General features: G+C 38.1%; 16 protein-coding genes. 7 read left to right on the forward strand and 9 right to left on the reverse strand.

Annotated elements, in window-relative coordinates:
- The first annotated feature begins 2 nt into the window (after nucleotides 1-2).
- Nucleotides 3-1,667 carry a hypothetical protein gene (locus tag CLV93_RS05035; protein ID WP_106541082.1) on the forward strand — a complete coding sequence of 555 codons (1,665 nt, stop codon included), beginning with the start codon at nucleotides 3-5 and terminating at the stop codon, nucleotides 1,665-1,667.
- A gap of 62 nt (nucleotides 1,668-1,729) precedes the next feature.
- Here CLV93_RS05035 and CLV93_RS05040 read toward each other — a convergent pair whose 3' ends face one another.
- From CLV93_RS05040 to CLV93_RS05060, 4 genes are all read right to left on the reverse strand, one after another.
- Entirely contained in the window at nucleotides 1,730-2,395 is a 666-nt protein-coding gene (locus CLV93_RS05040) for a PQLLE family protein (protein ID WP_106541083.1), read from the reverse strand.
- Nucleotides 2,396-3,186: 791 nt separating this feature from the next.
- Nucleotides 3,187-4,158 carry a DUF3871 family protein gene (locus CLV93_RS05050; RefSeq protein ID WP_106541085.1) on the reverse strand — a complete coding sequence of 324 codons (972 nt, stop codon included), beginning with the start codon at nucleotides 4,156-4,158 and terminating at the stop codon, nucleotides 3,187-3,189.
- Nucleotides 4,130-5,044, reverse strand: coding sequence for an AAA family ATPase (locus tag CLV93_RS05055; RefSeq protein ID WP_246187195.1), 915 nt, complete (start codon nucleotides 5,042-5,044; stop codon nucleotides 4,130-4,132). The genes CLV93_RS05050 and CLV93_RS05055 overlap by 29 nt, the downstream gene beginning before the upstream one ends.
- Nucleotides 5,045-5,054: 10 nt before the next feature.
- Nucleotides 5,055-5,414 carry a hypothetical protein gene (locus CLV93_RS05060; protein ID WP_174821578.1) on the reverse strand — a complete coding sequence of 120 codons (360 nt, stop codon included), beginning with the start codon at nucleotides 5,412-5,414 and terminating at the stop codon, nucleotides 5,055-5,057.
- A gap of 450 nt (nucleotides 5,415-5,864) precedes the next feature.
- Between CLV93_RS05060 and CLV93_RS05065 the strand changes: the two genes are divergently transcribed.
- From CLV93_RS05065 to CLV93_RS05080, 4 genes are all read left to right on the forward strand, one after another.
- Nucleotides 5,865-8,396: a DEAD/DEAH box helicase family protein gene (locus CLV93_RS05065; RefSeq protein ID WP_106541087.1), complete on the forward strand. Its 2,532-nt coding sequence runs from the start codon at nucleotides 5,865-5,867 to the stop codon at nucleotides 8,394-8,396.
- Nucleotides 8,397-8,407: 11 nt separating this feature from the next.
- A complete protein-coding gene (locus CLV93_RS05070; protein ID WP_106541088.1) occupies nucleotides 8,408-10,975 on the forward strand; it encodes an N-6 DNA methylase in 2,568 nt (855 codons plus the stop codon).
- On the forward strand, nucleotides 10,975-11,706 hold the full coding sequence (locus CLV93_RS05075) for a hypothetical protein (RefSeq protein WP_106541089.1): 732 nt from the start codon (nucleotides 10,975-10,977) through the stop codon (nucleotides 11,704-11,706). The genes CLV93_RS05070 and CLV93_RS05075 overlap by 1 nt, the downstream gene beginning before the upstream one ends.
- 264 nt (nucleotides 11,707-11,970) lie before the next feature.
- Nucleotides 11,971-12,597, forward strand: coding sequence for a hypothetical protein (locus CLV93_RS05080; protein WP_106541090.1), 627 nt, complete (start codon nucleotides 11,971-11,973; stop codon nucleotides 12,595-12,597).
- Nucleotides 12,598-12,636: 39 nt separating this feature from the next.
- Here CLV93_RS05080 and CLV93_RS20635 read toward each other — a convergent pair whose 3' ends face one another.
- The 5 genes from CLV93_RS20635 to CLV93_RS20230 are packed head-to-tail and all read right to left on the reverse strand — an operon-like array spanning nucleotide 12,637 to nucleotide 15,218.
- On the reverse strand, nucleotides 12,637-12,939 hold the full coding sequence (locus tag CLV93_RS20635) for a ubiquitination-like system serine protease family protein (protein WP_106541091.1): 303 nt from the start codon (nucleotides 12,937-12,939) through the stop codon (nucleotides 12,637-12,639).
- 1 nt (nucleotide 12,940) lies between these two features.
- Nucleotides 12,941-14,347 (reverse strand): HesA/MoeB/ThiF family protein, encoded by a 1,407-nt coding sequence (locus tag CLV93_RS05090; RefSeq protein WP_170108867.1) that lies wholly within the window; start codon nucleotides 14,345-14,347, stop codon nucleotides 12,941-12,943.
- Complete coding sequence (locus CLV93_RS05095) at nucleotides 14,323-14,718, reverse strand: E2/UBC family protein (RefSeq protein ID WP_106541093.1); 396 nt, start codon at nucleotides 14,716-14,718, stop codon at nucleotides 14,323-14,325. The genes CLV93_RS05090 and CLV93_RS05095 overlap by 25 nt, the downstream gene beginning before the upstream one ends.
- On the reverse strand, nucleotides 14,715-15,014 hold the full coding sequence (locus CLV93_RS05100; protein WP_106541094.1) for a multiubiquitin domain-containing protein: 300 nt from the start codon (nucleotides 15,012-15,014) through the stop codon (nucleotides 14,715-14,717). Before CLV93_RS05100 ends, CLV93_RS05095 begins: the two co-directional genes overlap by 4 nt.
- A 30-nt stretch (nucleotides 15,015-15,044) precedes the next feature.
- Entirely contained in the window at nucleotides 15,045-15,218 is a 174-nt protein-coding gene (locus CLV93_RS20230) for a hypothetical protein (protein ID WP_170108868.1), read from the reverse strand.
- 119 nt (nucleotides 15,219-15,337) lie between these two features.
- Between CLV93_RS20230 and CLV93_RS05110 the strand changes: the two genes are divergently transcribed.
- On the forward strand, nucleotides 15,338-16,000 hold the full coding sequence (locus CLV93_RS05110; protein WP_106541096.1) for a sigma-70 RNA polymerase sigma factor region 4 domain-containing protein: 663 nt from the start codon (nucleotides 15,338-15,340) through the stop codon (nucleotides 15,998-16,000).
- Nucleotides 15,976-16,767, forward strand: a complete 792-nt coding sequence (locus CLV93_RS05115) for a hypothetical protein (protein WP_106541097.1) — start codon at nucleotides 15,976-15,978, stop codon at nucleotides 16,765-16,767. Before CLV93_RS05110 ends, CLV93_RS05115 begins: the two co-directional genes overlap by 25 nt.
- Nucleotides 16,768-16,844 lie beyond the last annotated feature (77 nt).

A 16,844-nucleotide genomic window follows, 5' to 3' on the forward strand; every position in this document is an offset into this window, starting at 1 on the left:
CTATGGTTAAATTTATTGTTTCCCTCTTTTGGCCCTTCCGCAGACTGATTGAATGGACCGGCGTTGATTACGGGCAATTCATCACCATATTAAAGCTCAAGCTATTGATGGATAACCGCCGAAATACGGCCTTTTCATCCAAACGGGGCGGAGAAGCACGGAATATGTTGCTGATGCAAAGCGGGCTGTATGCGTTATTTGGCGCAATTCTTACCGGTATGCTTCAAGTGATTCAGTCGGCATTTGTGTTTTATTTCGTCATTCACTCCATGGTGATGATTTTCACGGCGATGTTGATTATCTCGGAGTTCTATGCTATTCTGTTCGCCACTTCCGATAATAGTCTGATCCATTCACTTCCGGTTAATGGGCAAACCGTCAATCTGGCCCGGAATGCACACATATTTGTCTATCTTTTTCTGCTGGGCTTCAGTTTGTCGCTGGTTCCGATGATTATGGGAGCGTTTCGGTTTGGTATCATCACGCTGGTGGTGTATATCGGTTCGCTGGCGCTGAATGCGGCCTTTACTTTATTCCTGACGAATATTATGTATCTGGGAATTATGAAGCTGGCATCCGGCGAGAAACTCAAGAACCTGATGATGTATTTTCAGGTCGCCATTGCTATTTTCTTTATGGCATTTTACCAGTACGGAATCCGTCTCATCGATAATACCGATGTTTTCAACATGTTTGTAACTGTACATTGGTATACCTTCCTTTTACCACAATCGTGGTTTGCCGGTACCATTGATGCGATTGCGACCTCTAACTGGGATTTGAACCACCTCATTTTTGTGGCGTTGACCATTGGCATGCCGCTGGCTGCCGCTATCATCACCGGTAAGTACCTGACGCCCCTTTTCAATAAAAAGCTGGCGGATTTGGAGCAAGGTGACCGTAGTTCTCCGGTTCGGAAAACCAGCAAGGTGAGTGGAAGATGGAGCCGTACGGCAGCAAAAATCTTCACGCGCAAAGCGGAAGAGCGAGCCTCGTTTACGGTAATGTGGAAAATGATTGGCCGGGAACGGCAGTTCAAGCTGATGTTGTTGCCTTCCATTGGTTATATTCTGGTACTGCTTCCGCTGATGTTTCAGGGAAAACATATGAGTTCGCTGGGGACGAGTCAAATGTATCTTGTTTTGTTGTATTTCCCGGTATTGATATCTGCAACATTGGCTAATGCTGTGTTGGTTGGCGAACAGAAAATGAGTGGTTGGATATTTCGTTCCAGCCCGATGAATTCGCCGGCCGAGTTGTTTCGGGGCATCATCAAAGCGGGATTTATTCGTTTTTTGCTTCCGGTGTACTTTATTGTGTCGGCTGTGGTTCTCTTCTTTTGGGGGCCGTCCAAAATAGATGATATCGCAATTGCGCTTCTTGCCAATTACTTAATGACCATTATTATTTATTATTATCAGACGCCCAGATTTCCGTTTTCGATGGAAAAATCGGCTGTCCAGGGTGGCTCCAATGGAATACGGGTGATGCTTTCAATGCTTATTGTCGTATTTATTGCGTTACTGCATTGGGGATTATTAAGTATGCCGTTTCATGTCAGCTTACTGCTTATACCCTTGTATTTGACATTGATTTGGTATGTTGATTACAGGTGGGTGTACACGAGGATTACCTGGAAAGAGATTGATAAAAATACACGGTATTAAAATAAAAAGCGTTGAAACCAGTATTGTAACCGTTTCAACGCTTTTTCCTTGCTAAATCAGCATTAGGCCTCCTCAATGCGAATAATGTTTTCGATGTAATGATTATCGTCTTCTTCACAAAGTAACGGAACCAGTTCCGATAAATCGTTGCACCAGTTCTTCAACTTCTCAAGCTTGGCATTTAGCCGCAACAGCGATTTCGGAAAAACACCATCTTCCGTCAGCATCGCTGCCTGAAGGTTTTTCAGTTCGTTTAGTTGTTGATAAAGCTGGTTAATTACTTCGTGTGTGTAACCAAATGGTTCGAGCGGTTTTCGCCACATCGGATGTTCGAGTAAGGCCTCGTAGAATAGTGTCACAAAGTTTTGCCATCGGTCAATTCGTTCCGGAACCATTAGGCCCAAACGCAGTGCCTGCCAGTTGGCCAGGTCCCGACGGAAAACGTACTGTGCGATTTTGCGGACCCGCCGGAAATGGAGGTCGGCAATTTCTTTCAATTCCAGATAGGTCCGGATCGTCTTGTCTTTTTCCTCCGACTCACTTCGTTGCTGATTCAGCAACTCATCCACTTCTTCACAAAGGGCCAGTCCCTTTTGCAAGTGAGCTTCATCGTACCCAAATGGCGCAAGACGGTTGCGGATGCACGTGACTTCGGTGGCATTTTTAATGATTTTCCGGTATCCATCCAGAATGGCTTCGTAACGGATGTCAATTTGTTTGTAAATCATAAATTCCCCCCTGTTGAGTCTTTAGAATATACAAAATTCAACATCCAATGGCAAATTTGCTGCGTTTGAGGAGTATTAAAAATAGTTGAAGATGTGTCAGTTTCCGGAAATAAAAAAGGGAAACAGATGCCTGCTTCCCTTTGGTGGTGGGCCCAGCTGGGCTTGAACGAAATTTGGAATACGCCTGTTTTAGCGGCTTTTAGAAGCCCTTGATTCACGAGGTCTCGATAAAGTCTCGCTTCTTTCACATTTACCCGCATCGAAAGCCATGCAATTATGATTTGCCGGATTCGTTAAAAGCTACCCCGAAGGGCAGCTCTTAAATGGATTTTTCAGTGGTTTTTATTTACAGCGCATTTTTATTCAGGGAAAAAACCATCTCAAAAATTCCGTAAAAATCCAGCATAAAACCTATTAGTTTAGAGTGTAATTCTGAAGCAGTAATAATAATACCCTCTGTTCTCTACGATATATATATCAATCCACTCAGATGTTACTTTTACTGCCTCAATCGTGACAATATCACCCCTTTTTAATGGTGATGCATCAATGGTTACAACTGCTTTAAAAGGGCAGTATAATCTATGTAGCTTGCCTTTTGAGTCAATATAAAGTATGCTGTTGGTGGATAGTACAGGAGGGGAGTTGTTCGACAGTTTCATCACTATTCAATATTCAAATAAACCCCTACGAGGTATTAACGTTGTATTCAATTGATTCAAAGTATATCGCCAGTCGATATAATTCATACGTTTGACTGGCAGACATTCTTTATTCGCGGTAATGACTATTTACTGTAAATACCAGTTCTCGTTATTACCTTGTATGACTGAGAATAGTGTTTCAACAAAATTTAGGCAACCGACTTCTCTTTCAAGAAATGTGTCGATATATGAGCTTTTGTTTGCTCCGGTGAAAAGATTATACAGTTTCCATAAATCAATGTCTCCATTTTCATTTTTACAAAATGCCTCATCGGTGTAGTAGTCTTTTACTACAGTCGATATTTGGGATTCGTTTATTGGAACCGGATTGATCTTTTTTTTCTCCGGTGGCGAAAGAAACTGATACATTCGTGCCTTCCCCACCAGGTGTGCAAATTGTTTTTCACTGATTGCATAATTGTTCAACGCTGAGAGTTGCATTAGTTGCTTGTCAGCTTTGTAACTGGCAAAAAGCTGTAATGCGGTATCTAACAATTCTGCTGTGGTTCTAACCTTTATTGAACTTAAAAATCCATCGGTTGAAATACAAAGATTGGTACACACCTTATTTTGAAAACCGATGAAAATCTTAAATCGTTCTTCCGACTTTTTGCTGTACAGGTTTTCAAGATTGTAGGCTCTTACTCCACCTACCGTCAGGCTCAATTGATTATTACTAACTGTTTCGCTTATCGTAGGAATTTCGAGAATGAAAGCCATCCGTTCATAATAAAGTGTTTTTTCGTGCTCAAGAAGTTCTTTGGCAGGTTTTCCCATCGCTTCGGGTATCCGCCCTTTGATTGGATGGGATACACGTATCGCCGGGCTTAATATTTGCTCGTTGCTAAAGATGCTTGATGCAGCCTGATGGACCACCTCAAGAAATTCAGTATGGCTGATGGTACTCTCATTGTCTTTTGCGAACGATGGGATGATACATTGATGAAAGAGCTCCTCCCCATCAATTGCCTGGGTATTGGCACCCATGAAGTTTGCGTTGGTTGATTCATTTTGGTCTTTAACCAACGTATCATAGTGATTGACTGCTGTTAGCTCCATGTTCTTCGATTTTAGTGTTTGCTGTTAATTCATTTTTTCTGTAAAGAAATCTTTCTTCTAATTCTTTCTGGTAGAGCGGGTAAGCCAGGTAAATTTTCCTGAGTTCATCAACGGATTTTGCGGTGTTGATCTGGTTAATGATTTCGTCCTTGTTCTCTCCCGGATTACACCAATTCATAATCTTTTTACCGGTGTAGTTATTGATCATGAATTGAGGCTTGTCCATAAACAGACCGGTTCTGTCTTTTGATGCTGTAGCGTGATGTCTGACATCCAAATCAAAGACGATGGTGAATTCGTAATCCAGTCCATCTCGTGTAATTCCCTTTAATCCGACTTTCTCAGGAACATGTTTGCCATTTTTCTCACTGATGACGTAATCCTGTTTTGTTCTGATGGTTCCAATAATATGAGAAGGGGACTGAAGGATTTTCTGGACAAACGCATTATGCCTGGGTGTTACTTTGCTCCAATTGGTGAAACTGTTACCTACCATATTCCCATGGATATCCAAAATACCGCCTTGACCTTCCCATTCGTGAGAGATTGAATCAATAATGATTACTTCCATACCAGCGTTTTCACACATTGAAATGGCTTCAATATATCGCTCAGGAGAAAAAGGTTTTTCAAGGCTTAGGACATTGTAGTTCCCTAAATGGGAATACAGATGAGCGGAATGATTCTCTGTATCTACAATAGCTATTTTTCGCCAGTCGCTCAGTAATCCGTTCGCGATTAGAAGTGAGCTGTAGGTTTTTCCACTTCCGCTGGGGCCTTGCAATGCCATCTTGATAGTGGCTTCGCTTCGTTTTGCTTTTCTTAATTCCATAACATCTTTATTTTGGGTAAAAAAAAGAGGAGCAATGAGCTCCCCTCTTTTCACGACAGTTGGTTTAAAAAACTCCTGGACTTGGTTGTTGTATATCACCGTCGTAAATTACTTCTTCAATCGTATCGCCTTCTTTCACGAAGGTCCAATGAAAGTCCAGTTCGATGAGTTCTCCGGTGTCCGGAATAGCGTATTCATAAGGCTCGCATTTCACTTTCTGAATCGAACCTGGCATCTGCTCACCAATAAGGTTTTTACAAGTGTTTTCATCGAAGGTAGATGGAATATTGCACTGTCTGGCAGTGGCATAATATCTTCCGGTTTCATTCGATTTAACCATTTCAACTCCACCTTGTAAAACCAATAGGAAGAACTCTTCACCCTCAGAATTCTTTCTTTTCGAATAATCAATAATTGTTACCATGATAAAAAATTTAAATTCAACAATTGAAAACTTGCGGGGGGACTTCCCCCATCCAATTGTTAGGGCGGGTGCGTGGTATAGTTGGAGGGTTCTCTCAGAAATAGCTATGTTTTAAAATCTGGGAGGACGGTTTAGTGTAATAAAAGTGTTGATATTTTAGGTATGCCATCAACCGCATGTCCTTTCTCACCATACCCAAATCCAGCCGAACTTTTGCTTTTCGTTTTGATTATGGTTGAATTCTTATTTAAATGAAGAATTTTTCGTCAAAAAATTGGGGTGAACAGTCATTTTTTAGTGGCGAACGGTCAGATCTGTTAAGTGAGGGGAAATTATGATAATTATGTGTTGGAGAGATGAGACTCAAATGCTTACTTTTAAAAGATTTTTAAATACTTTAATGCACCAAAACGAACCAACAAAATGAAATTGAATTAGGAAAATGATATAATGGCTGAAAAAGAAGCAAAAGCAAGAATAAAGATTAATAAACTACTCGAAGAAGCAGGCTGGAATCTTTTAGACGATGGTTCAAAAAAAGCCAATGTTGTATTTGAAAACAATATTAAGATAACAGAACAGGCAATTAATGACCTGGGAGAAAATTTCGACAAAACCAAAAATGGATTTATTGACTTTTTGCTCTTAGATGAAAAAGGGTATCCATTAATTGTTTTAGAAGCTAAAGCCGAAGGTAAAAACCCACTGATTGGTAAAGAACAAGCCCGGAAATATGCTAAATCACAAAATTGCCGATTTATTATTCTTTCAAACGGGAATCTGCATTATTTCTGGGATTTAGAAAGGGGCAATCCCTATATCATAACCAATTTTCCTAATCCTGATTCGGTTGAAGGGTACAAAATGTTTAAACCAGACAAAAACCGACTTGTTACGGAAAATGTTGATGATGATTATATTGCGCTTACACAATACCCCAGCTATGCCACCGACCCTGAATTTCAAAACGAAGCAACAAGGAGCGATTTCTTCTTTCGCACCAAAGTAAGGTTCTTACGTCATTATCAGAAAAAAGCAGTAAAAGCTATTCAAAAAGCCGTTGCAGAAAAGAAAGACCGTTTTTTGTTTGAAATGGCTACAGGGACAGGAAAAACATTAACATCAGCAGCCGTTATAAAACTTTTTCTAAGAACTGGAAATACAAGGCGAGTCTTGTTTTTGGTTGACCGGCTGGAATTGGAAGACCAGGCAAAAAAAGCTTTTGATGAATATTTACGTAATGACTATAAAACGGTTATTTACAAAGAAAACCGGGACGATTGGCGGAAAGCTGAAATTGTAGTGACCACTGTGCAGTCGCTTCTATTCAATAACAAATTCAAGCGTTTATTCGCACCGACCGATTTTGATTTGGTCATTTCTGATGAAGCGCATCGCTCAATTGGCGGAAATGCCCGTGCTGTTTTTGAATATTTTGTCGGATATAAATTAGGTTTGACAGCAACTCCAAAAGATTATTTAAAGAAGTACGATGATACTAAAAAGACAAAAGACCCACGGGAATTTGAAAGAAGATTGCTTTTAGATACCTATCGTACTTTTGGTTGTGAATCTGGCGAACCAACTTTCCGTTATTCTTTGCTTGACGGTGTTAAAGATGATTTTCTGAGAAACCCAACAGTAGTTGATGCAAGAACCGAAATAACTACCCAACTACTTTCAGATGAAGGGTATGCTGTATTAGAAACAAATGAAGAAAATCAAGAGGATGAAACTTCATTCTTCCAACGTGATTTTGAACGTAAATTTTTCTCAGAAAGAACCAATGTAGTTTTTTGTAAAACCTTTTTAGAAAACGCCTTAAGAGACCCAATTTCAGGAGAAATGGGCAAAACTATTGTATTTACCGTCAGTCAGAACCATGCAGCAAAACTTACGCAGATATTGAATGAAATGGCTGATAAGCTTTACCCGGGAAGATACAATTCCGATTTTGCTGTTCAAGTGACTTCTCTTATTTCAGGGGCTCAACAAAAGACTTTGAATTTTACCGACAAGAGCAATAATTTGAACGGAACAGGAAATTTTAATCCAGTTTATCGCACTTCAAAAACAAGGGTTTGCGTTACGGTTGGTATGATGACAACAGGTTATGACTGTACCGATATTCTGAATATTTGTCTGATGCGTCCAATATTTTCACCTCAGGATTTCATCCAAATAAAAGGCAGGGGAACTAGAAAACACAACTTTTCGGAACAGATTGTTGATGTTGGGTTAAAGGAAGAATTCAAAGATACCGAAAAGAAAACCTTTAAGCTGTTTGATTTCTTTGCCAATTGTGAGTATTTCGAAGAAAAATTCAATTATGACGAAGTTTTAAAATTACCTGCAAAGCCATCGAAAAAAGGACAAGGTGGAGATGGTCCAACACCTATTGAAGAATACGAGACTTTTGAGGAAGACAAAGTTTTGACACTTCAGGAAGAACAAATCGGAATGGAAGGAATGCGTATAGACCGCATGTTCTTCAATAAGTTTGAGGATGAAATGAAACAAGATGATTTTGTTGCTGAAAATGTGCGTGAAGGTAAATGGGATTTGGTATTGAATTATATCAATGAAGAGATAATGAATAAGCCTGAAGAATACTACACCATTGAAAAATTAAGAAAAGCAGCAGAAGTTGACAGGCGTTTAACGCTACGGGAAATTATTGAGAAAATTTTTGGTTTAATTCCTTACTTCAAATCAAAAGACGAATTACTGGAAGAAGAGTTTGACAAATTTTTAAGCGACTATAAACCACAGGATAAAGATGATGTTATTGCACTGAAATACTTCTTTAAAGCATATATTACCGATAACAGGGTAAGAGATATCATTGAAAAGAAAAAATTCAATGAATTAAATGTGAATCCTTCTTTTAATATCAACGATTACAAATCGGTTGGTAAAAATTGGAGAATGCTAATACCGGAATATGTGAAGGATTATGTTCCGTTAAATAAATTTATGTAGGAGAATTATAAATGTTAGATACAACAACAAAACGAAGAATAGATACAGCCCGTGATATTTTAGTGGGAAAAGTCCCTGACCCAAAAAGTCAGGTGGAGCAGATTACCATTGCATTGATTTACAAATTCATGGACGACATGGATTTAGATTCGGAAGAATTAGGCGGTGAACCAACGTTTTTTAGCGGAGAATATGAAAAATACGGTTGGAGAAAGATATTTAATCCTTCACTCGGTGGTTTTGAAATGCTGAACTTGTATAGTGAAGCTATTTTAAAAATGGGTCAAAACCCCAATTTGCCTCAATTATTTCGTGATATTTTCAAAAATGCCTATTTGCCTTACCGTGACCCTGAAACGTTGAAAAGTTTCCTGAAAATAATCAATGACTTTTCCTACGACCACAGCGAAAGATTGGGTGATGCTTTTGAATATCTTTTGTCGGTTCTGGGAAGCCAGGGCGATGCCGGGCAGTTTCGTACCCCACGCCATGTGATTGACTTTATGACAGCCCTTATTGCACCAAAGAAAAACGAAACCGTGCTTGACCCTGCATGCGGAACAGCAGGATTTTTAATTTCGGCGTACAAGCATATTTTAAAAGAAAATTCGAGTAACTACGATAAAACAGACCCTTACACCTTTGAGCAGAATAATGTTAAGCTGGCAGAAATTACCGTAAATGGCAAGCATTACAAAGGCGACAAATTAAGTCCAGATGACCGGGCACGAATCATCCAAAATATAAAAGGCTACGACATTTCGCCTGATATGGTGCGTTTAAGTTTGGTAAATCTTTATTTGCATGGTTTTACAGACCCGCATATTCACGAATACGATACTTTGACCAGTGAAGAACGCTGGAATGAGTTTTTCGATATTATTCTCGCCAATCCGCCTTTCATGTCTCCGAAAGGTGGCATACGCCCACATAAGCGTTTTGCTGTACAAAGTAAGCGTAGCGAAGTGCTGTTCGTGGATTATATGGCTGAACATCTTACGCCAACCGGAAAAGCAGCCATTATTGTTCCTGAAGGCATCATTTTTCAAAGTGGCACAGCCTATAAAAGCCTGCGTAAGATGTTGGTAGAAGACAATTATCTGGTGGGTGTTATTTCTCTGCCGGCAGGAGTTTTCAATCCATACAGCGGTGTAAAAACATCCATATTGTGGTTGGATAAAAGTCTGGCTAAAAAAACCGACAAAATACTCTTTGCCAAAATAGAAAACGATGGTTTTGATTTGGGGGCTCAAAGAAGACCAATAAAGCAAAATGATTTACCCGAAGTATTCCGAAAATTAACAGAATACCGGGATAAATTGATGCTTGGTGAGGATGTTGATTTTGAAAATGAAGTTTTGGTTTCGTTGGTTGAAAAAGAGAAAATTGAGGAGAATGGGGAATTCAATTTGAGTGGAGAGAGGTACAAGCAGCAAATAACTACCACATCTCAATTTCCTTATGTTGAACTTAAAGAAATTGTGGATTTCCAAGGTGGTTCACAGCCACCAAAGGAAACATTCATTTATGAACCTAAAAACGATTACGTTCGGCTAATACAAATAAGAGATTTTGGGAAAAATCCTATACCCACATTTATTCCTGAATCTTCTAAAAATAAACTTTGTAAGAAGGATGATGTATTTATTGCTCGATACGGAGCATCATTAGGCAGAATTTGTAGAGGTCAAGAAGGGGCTTACAATGTAGCTCTTCTAAAAACCATTCCGGATGAAAAGAAAATCACAAAAGACTTTTTATTTTTAATTCTTCAATCTGATTTTATTCAAAACAAGATAATTGAATTAGGTAACCGGGCAGCACAAGCAGGAGTAAGACCATCAGATTTAGGTGAAGTTCCAATCCCCCTTCCCCCCTTATCCGTTCAGGAAGAAATTGTAGCCGAAATAGAAAGCTACCAAAAAATAATTGATGGAGCCCGCCAGGTTGTTGAAAACTACAAACCGAAAATTGATATTGACCCGGAATGGGAAATGGTGGAGTTGGGTGAGCATTGTAAAATTAAGGGAGGCAACGCCTTTAAAAGTAGTGATTATGTAGATAAAGGTATTCAACTTATAAGAATGGGGAATGTCAAACAAATGTTCTTTGACAAAGAAAATTCACCTTCCTATTTACCACAAGATTATTTGAATATTTATTCGGACTATGTTCTTGTGAAAGGCGATTTATTAATCTCAATGACAGGAACTGTCGGTAAAGAAGACTACGGAAATGTTTGCCAAATTGATGTTGACCAACAATTCCTACTTAATCAACGAGTTGGCAAGTTTGAAATTCAAACTGAGCAATTAGATGGTCAATACCTATATTTCATTGCTCAAACTGACAATTTCAGAAAACAACTCTTTTCAAATTCATCAGGTGGTGTTAGACAAGCTAATATTAGCAATAAAGGAATTGAGAGTATTTCTATTCCCTTGCCCGACATTGATACCCAACACCAAATCGTAGCTCAAATTGAAAAAGAGCAAAAATTGGTGAATGCCAACAAGCAACTCATAGAAATATTCGAGCAAAAAATAAAAGACCGCATAGCAAAAGTTTGGGGAGAATAATGGAAGAAGCCTATCAAATATTACAATATTTGCCTAATCGTTTTAAACAAAGAGACGAACAGGAATACATTGAATTCTTGTGGGATGCTTTTGAAAGCAATTACCAAAACGAGAAGTTTCAATTTGCCTTTATTGCTTACCACATGCTTTTTATGAGTTTTGTGTATTTTACCATTTGGCAAATTAAATCAGTCAGGGCAGATGATTTTGACAAGATTAAACTTGGATTTCATAATAATTTAGGCAATGCACAAAATCCGTTTGGTTTTAGCATAGAAAATGAAAGCAAAGTATTTAATCTGTTAAAATATTTATGTAATTCTCACTCAGATGTCGAATCTCTTATTGGGCAATACAAAAGACTGGTAAAAGAACGGAACGATATTGCACATGCCAGCGGAAACATGCCATTTCGTACTGAAAGCTATTTGCAAAGCCGCTTGAATGATATTATACGATACGTGGCAGAAATACAGGAATTCAGTAAACCAGTAATTGAAGAATGTTTTACAAAGTTCCTTATTGAGAGCCAAGACGAAGAAGAAAGGCAATATTCAATAATTGAAGAACAGATAAAGGAAGTTTTAATCCACGAGCATTACCTATCACAAAAAGATTTAGAAATATGCATGGACTATGATATTACTTCACTTTCAGACCAGGAGAAATACCCTGAGATTGAAAGGATATTTGAAACATTAAGAAATGAATATGCCGAACAAACAGCCTGACCCTTCGCATCCATACACAATTGCCAAGACGCTCAAGGCAACCGCTCAAACCGAAAATTGTTAAAGAGTATGGTTGCAACAACGCTGACAAGAAAAAAAATGAAAAAGCACGGGGATACAACATTGGCTATACATAATGCGGGTGAAAGTGCTAAAAAGGAAGTAGTTACATTAAATGAACTTATTGGTATTCGGACAACGAAGTGCCTTGAAACCCCGCACTAAGCATAGCAGAGACCGTTATTTCGTTTAATCAAAAGGACGATGAAATATAGAATACCAAGGTTTTTGTACCGAGGTGACAATGACCACAAAAACAAGAGAGAGCTAAAAAATACTTTGAGCTATTATCAACTTCAATCAAATCTCATTAATGGTGGCGTTGGAAGAGAAATTATTGAAAAGCCACTGTTTGATTTAATAAATAAACACGTTGATACCGGATGGTCCGAAACTCATTTCCTTTCCTTTTCCGAGAGTGAGGATATTGCTCTTCGATTAGGATTACATTGTGAACTCGACAAAGTGGTGAGAAATTTCATGGATTACCAAGAATACTTTGAAAATGACAAGGATTGGGATTTTGCATTAATAGCATTGGATACTGATAAAATGTCGTTGGTTCAAGTTGGTCAAGGTGTGTATGAAGGATTTTACAGTCCAAGTCTCAAAGAGTTTGAATTTCAACTCAAATACCGGATAGTTCTGATTGATGTAGTAAGGTGTTTAGATAATCAGAAAGGTTATGAAGAAGCCAAGAAAAATTCCGAGAGAGATAGAGAATGGCTTGTATTACCTGCAACGGTTAAACAACTTAATTTTGGTGTTGAAAATTCTGGAATTTTAGATGGAGCCTGCATTCATGAAATAAAAAAATACAAGAGATATTGACACTGCCTGATATTTTTTTGTGTCATCGTGATAAAAATTCTAAACCCATTTTATTCTGCCTTTTTTGATGAAGAAGTGACTTTTACATTCTATTCGTCTATTTATTGAAGGTGAAACTGTAGGTTTTTTAAACCAACCCAGTTTTATTTTCCATCTGGGGCGAGTTGTTGGTATCAGATTTAGGTAAATAATCTCGTTGCAACCACAAGGACAAATAAATGCAGCAGTCCATCTGTGCTTTTGATTTCCTTCGACATATAGAGTATTGGTGTGCAACAATTGTGGAATCTCATTTACAAATTGGTATTTATATCTGAGTCTTTTAGCTTTCCATTTCCACATATCAACTGAGTTCTGGTAATCCTAAAAGAGGTGAAATATCACCTTTCCCAATGGTTTTTATAAAGAGTTTGTCTTCTTCAACTTCCTCTGCAAGATACATTGGATCTGATAAGACAAATCGTTGTATGGAATACTTGTTATTCGGCTCTATTCTAAAAGGGTGTATTCTTGCTAAGAAATCGTTCACAGCAAGGCTCGCGTAAAACATGTTGACACTTATTACAGCAGGGGAATCGGTCTTTGCTTTTTTCAGATATTTCTCTTTTTCTAGATTTGCGTAATGCTCGGGATTTTTCCGTAATTCTCCTGCTGAAAGCAGATCCTCGGGGGTATAAAGACCTCTTTTAAGTAATGAGGCTCGACCTGGGGTTACGTAGTTAACGGTACCGTGGATCGATTCGATACCACCTTTTCCATCAGCATCTAATCTTACACCAATGTCGAGTAAAGGGGTCAAATAGTAGTTCGATATTAAGTTTAACAAGTGTCTGCCATCAACGGTGTCAACACAGCCAAATATGAAATCGCACGATGCAACTGTTTTGATTGCTTCCATATTGTTATAAAGATTGTCAGAATATGTAGTCACCTCAGTACCAAATCCAAATGACATTATCGCATTTTTAAGTACTTCCACTTTGTGCCTTCGCTTAACGGCGTCCTCCTGCGTTGCGTTGATTATCCTATTCAGATTCTTTTCTTCAACTACATCAGGGTCGACTAAAACTAGTTTACCTATTCCTAATCTTGCCAATTGTTCAATAACAGGACTACCAGTTCCCGAACATCCAATAACAGCTACGGACATTTTCTTCAGAATTTGGTATGTTCCCTCTCCAAAAGCTTGAATATTTCTGATATCGACCTCTCTTTTTTGGAGACCTTCGTCATTATTTTGCTCAAACCTTTTTATGTCATCAGAGATAATAGATACTGAACTTATGGCATGGAAAGTGAGCTTGTCGTCAATTATTCTTCCAAGAATTCTCCCATCAGGTACCATAATGGCTGAAAGATGGTTTTTAGTATTTAATGTCCATCCGAAAACTGATTCGAATAGCTTTAGATCAGAATCGTCATCTGTATTGGAAAAATTAGAGTAACCTGAAGGGTGAGAATGTATTTTGAGTACTGAATAGCCGTTTTTTTCTGCTTCAACAAGTATTGGTTGAATACGATCGGTTTTCCAATCAAGGAATAGTTCCTCTCTAACAATACAATCTGAATAAGGGATTGGAAAGATCTTGTGAACCGTAAATATTGTCTCGTCTTTCAGCGTTAATCTGCCACATAATCCTATAGCAATAGCTTCTTTTCCGTCACCAGGATACAAATACTGCTTCAATTCGCGGTAATGAATTCCGCTTATTCTTAGTTTACAACTCATTGAAATTCCCTTTCTAGCCAATATTTAATTGAAATAAAATGAGTGATGATGCTGTCAACGCCTGGTTCCCAGGCATTGGTGCCTGTCCTATGTCTAGACCAACGTTGCCATGATTTCTCATCTAAAGCTTGTACACAATTGGTGGCATTTATTTGTTTGCCATCTAATCTTTGTAACGCAGGATGAAAATATGCCATATCAAGAGGTGCTATGGGATAGCCTGAGGGAATTTTAATTGCAACGTCCACACAGGTTATTGAATATCCTTTTGGCACAGGGTAATCATAAACAATCAACCACTCTGAATTAGATTCTTTAAGGGTCTCCCAATTGAGACCCAAAGAATCCAAAAACGAAGTGTCTTCAGGGGGTAATAAAAATTGTTTTCTCATCTAGAGCCCTCCTGTTGCTGTAATGGAATTGTCATGAATCTTTCTATGCCGGGCTCAGTAAAATCAACCAATTCTTCATAGTTGATTTTTCTCACTGTTCCACTTCTTAGCTTCTGATTCAATTGGTAGTGGTTGTATGGATTCTTATTGGCCAATTCGAGGATTTCTTTTCCAGTCATAGCATCGACATCAACAACATACTTGTTCCGGTCAACACGAATTTGATACGTCTTCCCTTTTTCAGGTTTTCCTAAGGGATTTTTTTCTGAGAATTCTTCTAAATCAATGATTTCCATTGTGTAAATGTTTAAAGGGTTAAATACTAGTTATTTTTCTTTTCTAACACCCTTAAAGGGTTTGTTATCAGACTTCTGATCCATGAATTTACCTGATTCGGTATCTCTTTTTGTCCAACGGTCAATTTTTGGATTATAAGTTTGAGATCTTTGTTTTACGGCACCTTCTCGGTGTCCATCGTTGGGTTTTCCGTTTTTAGCCATAATAGGACTCCTTTCTTTTTTTATATTTGTTAATTGAAATCGCGGATTAAGGCAATTCCTCATAAAAAATACTTCAAAGCGTTACCAACGGTTTTAGGTATATATAATACCAGTCAAGAATGATAGATTGGAGAAATTATAAGGAAACTCCGACAACTGAACTTATTGAGCTTATAAAGTCAAAGGACGGTCTTGGAAATCTTGATATAGCTAAAGCAGCGTTTCGTGCTTTTTATTTTAGATTTTGGCCTGTAATTGCAAAGACGGCCGAACGTATAAGCCTAAACAACAACTTTGACAAAGAATTTGCAGTAGAAATTCTTGAAAGAACCTTTAAGCGGTTCTGGAAATATCCAAATTTTAGGCTTGAAAAAATGAAAGCCTCTACTCCTGATAAAGGGGTAGAATTGTACCTTCTACGAATTGCACAAAATTCATTTTATGATTTACTCAATGAGCGAAAAGGAATAAATGTCTCTCCATATGATGGTAGTGAGGAAATCGTTTATGATGTTGAAATTCCTGATGAATTATTGAATGTCAGAAGTGAAAAACTCATTATTCTCAAAAAGGTGTTGGAGACATTTTCTTGGAAGCACAAAGTTATTTACTTGACCTACCTTAAGTATGAAATGCAGGGACATAAATTACCTAGGAAGCTTTTAACTGAATTGCGTGAAAAGCTTGATATCTCTCAAGATACGATACGCTATTACAGATATGAGGTAATTAGGAAAATAAACGAATACACCGAGTTATGGCAACAAAGGGACGAAGTTTAGATCAAAGCAAAGTAGATCATATATTGGCTTCAACAGGTTTTATTTTTCCTCGAACTGAACATGAACTGGATTATTTTAATAACCTGTATGCCGACTGGGACTCTGAATTGAAAAATTGCCTGGGAGATCCCGATAAAATATTTGCAGAGGAAGAAAAGAAAATGAATACGAATTTACCTCTGGCAAAGAATGGAAGGAACAAAAACACCTATTTCAAAAGAGCTGTTCTCGCAGCTGAAATAACATCTCAGTTATATGAAGAACCAACTTTTGGTCATGTAAAGCTTCAAAAACTCATGTTTTTGTGTGAAAACATAGAAGGAATGAACATCAGAAATCATTATTCTAAGCAGGTTGCCGGCCCTTACGATAATAAGTTCATGCATAGTATTGATCATGAATTTAAAAAGCAAGGATGGTTTAATGTAAAGAGAGAAAAGAGAGGGGTGATTACGAGGTATTTGTACGCTCCTTCTAACAATTATGGTTCGCATAGAAGATATTACAATAGATATTTTAGTAGCAGTAAGGGGCGGATACAATGGTTTATTGATGTATTTAAAAAGGCTCCGTTTCATAAAGTTGAGCTTGTTGCTACTCTTTATGGTTGTTGGTTAGAATTAATTGAAAAGAATCAGCTTGTTAACGATGAAAGTCTCATAAAGCTTCTATATGATTGGTCAGAGCAGAAGAAAAAATTTGCCTGGGAAGATGCCCAAAAAGCAATTAGGTGGATGATAGAAAATGGTGTTACTCCAGCAGGTTAGTTGTTGATATTTTCAGGGGTCTGAGATTCACAACACTATTTAAAAAATGTGTAAAAAAGAAAAGCCTGGGCTAGACC

Source organism: Prolixibacter denitrificans, from assembly GCF_003014495.1.
GTDB classification, from domain to species: domain Bacteria; phylum Bacteroidota; class Bacteroidia; order Bacteroidales; family Prolixibacteraceae; genus Prolixibacter; species Prolixibacter denitrificans.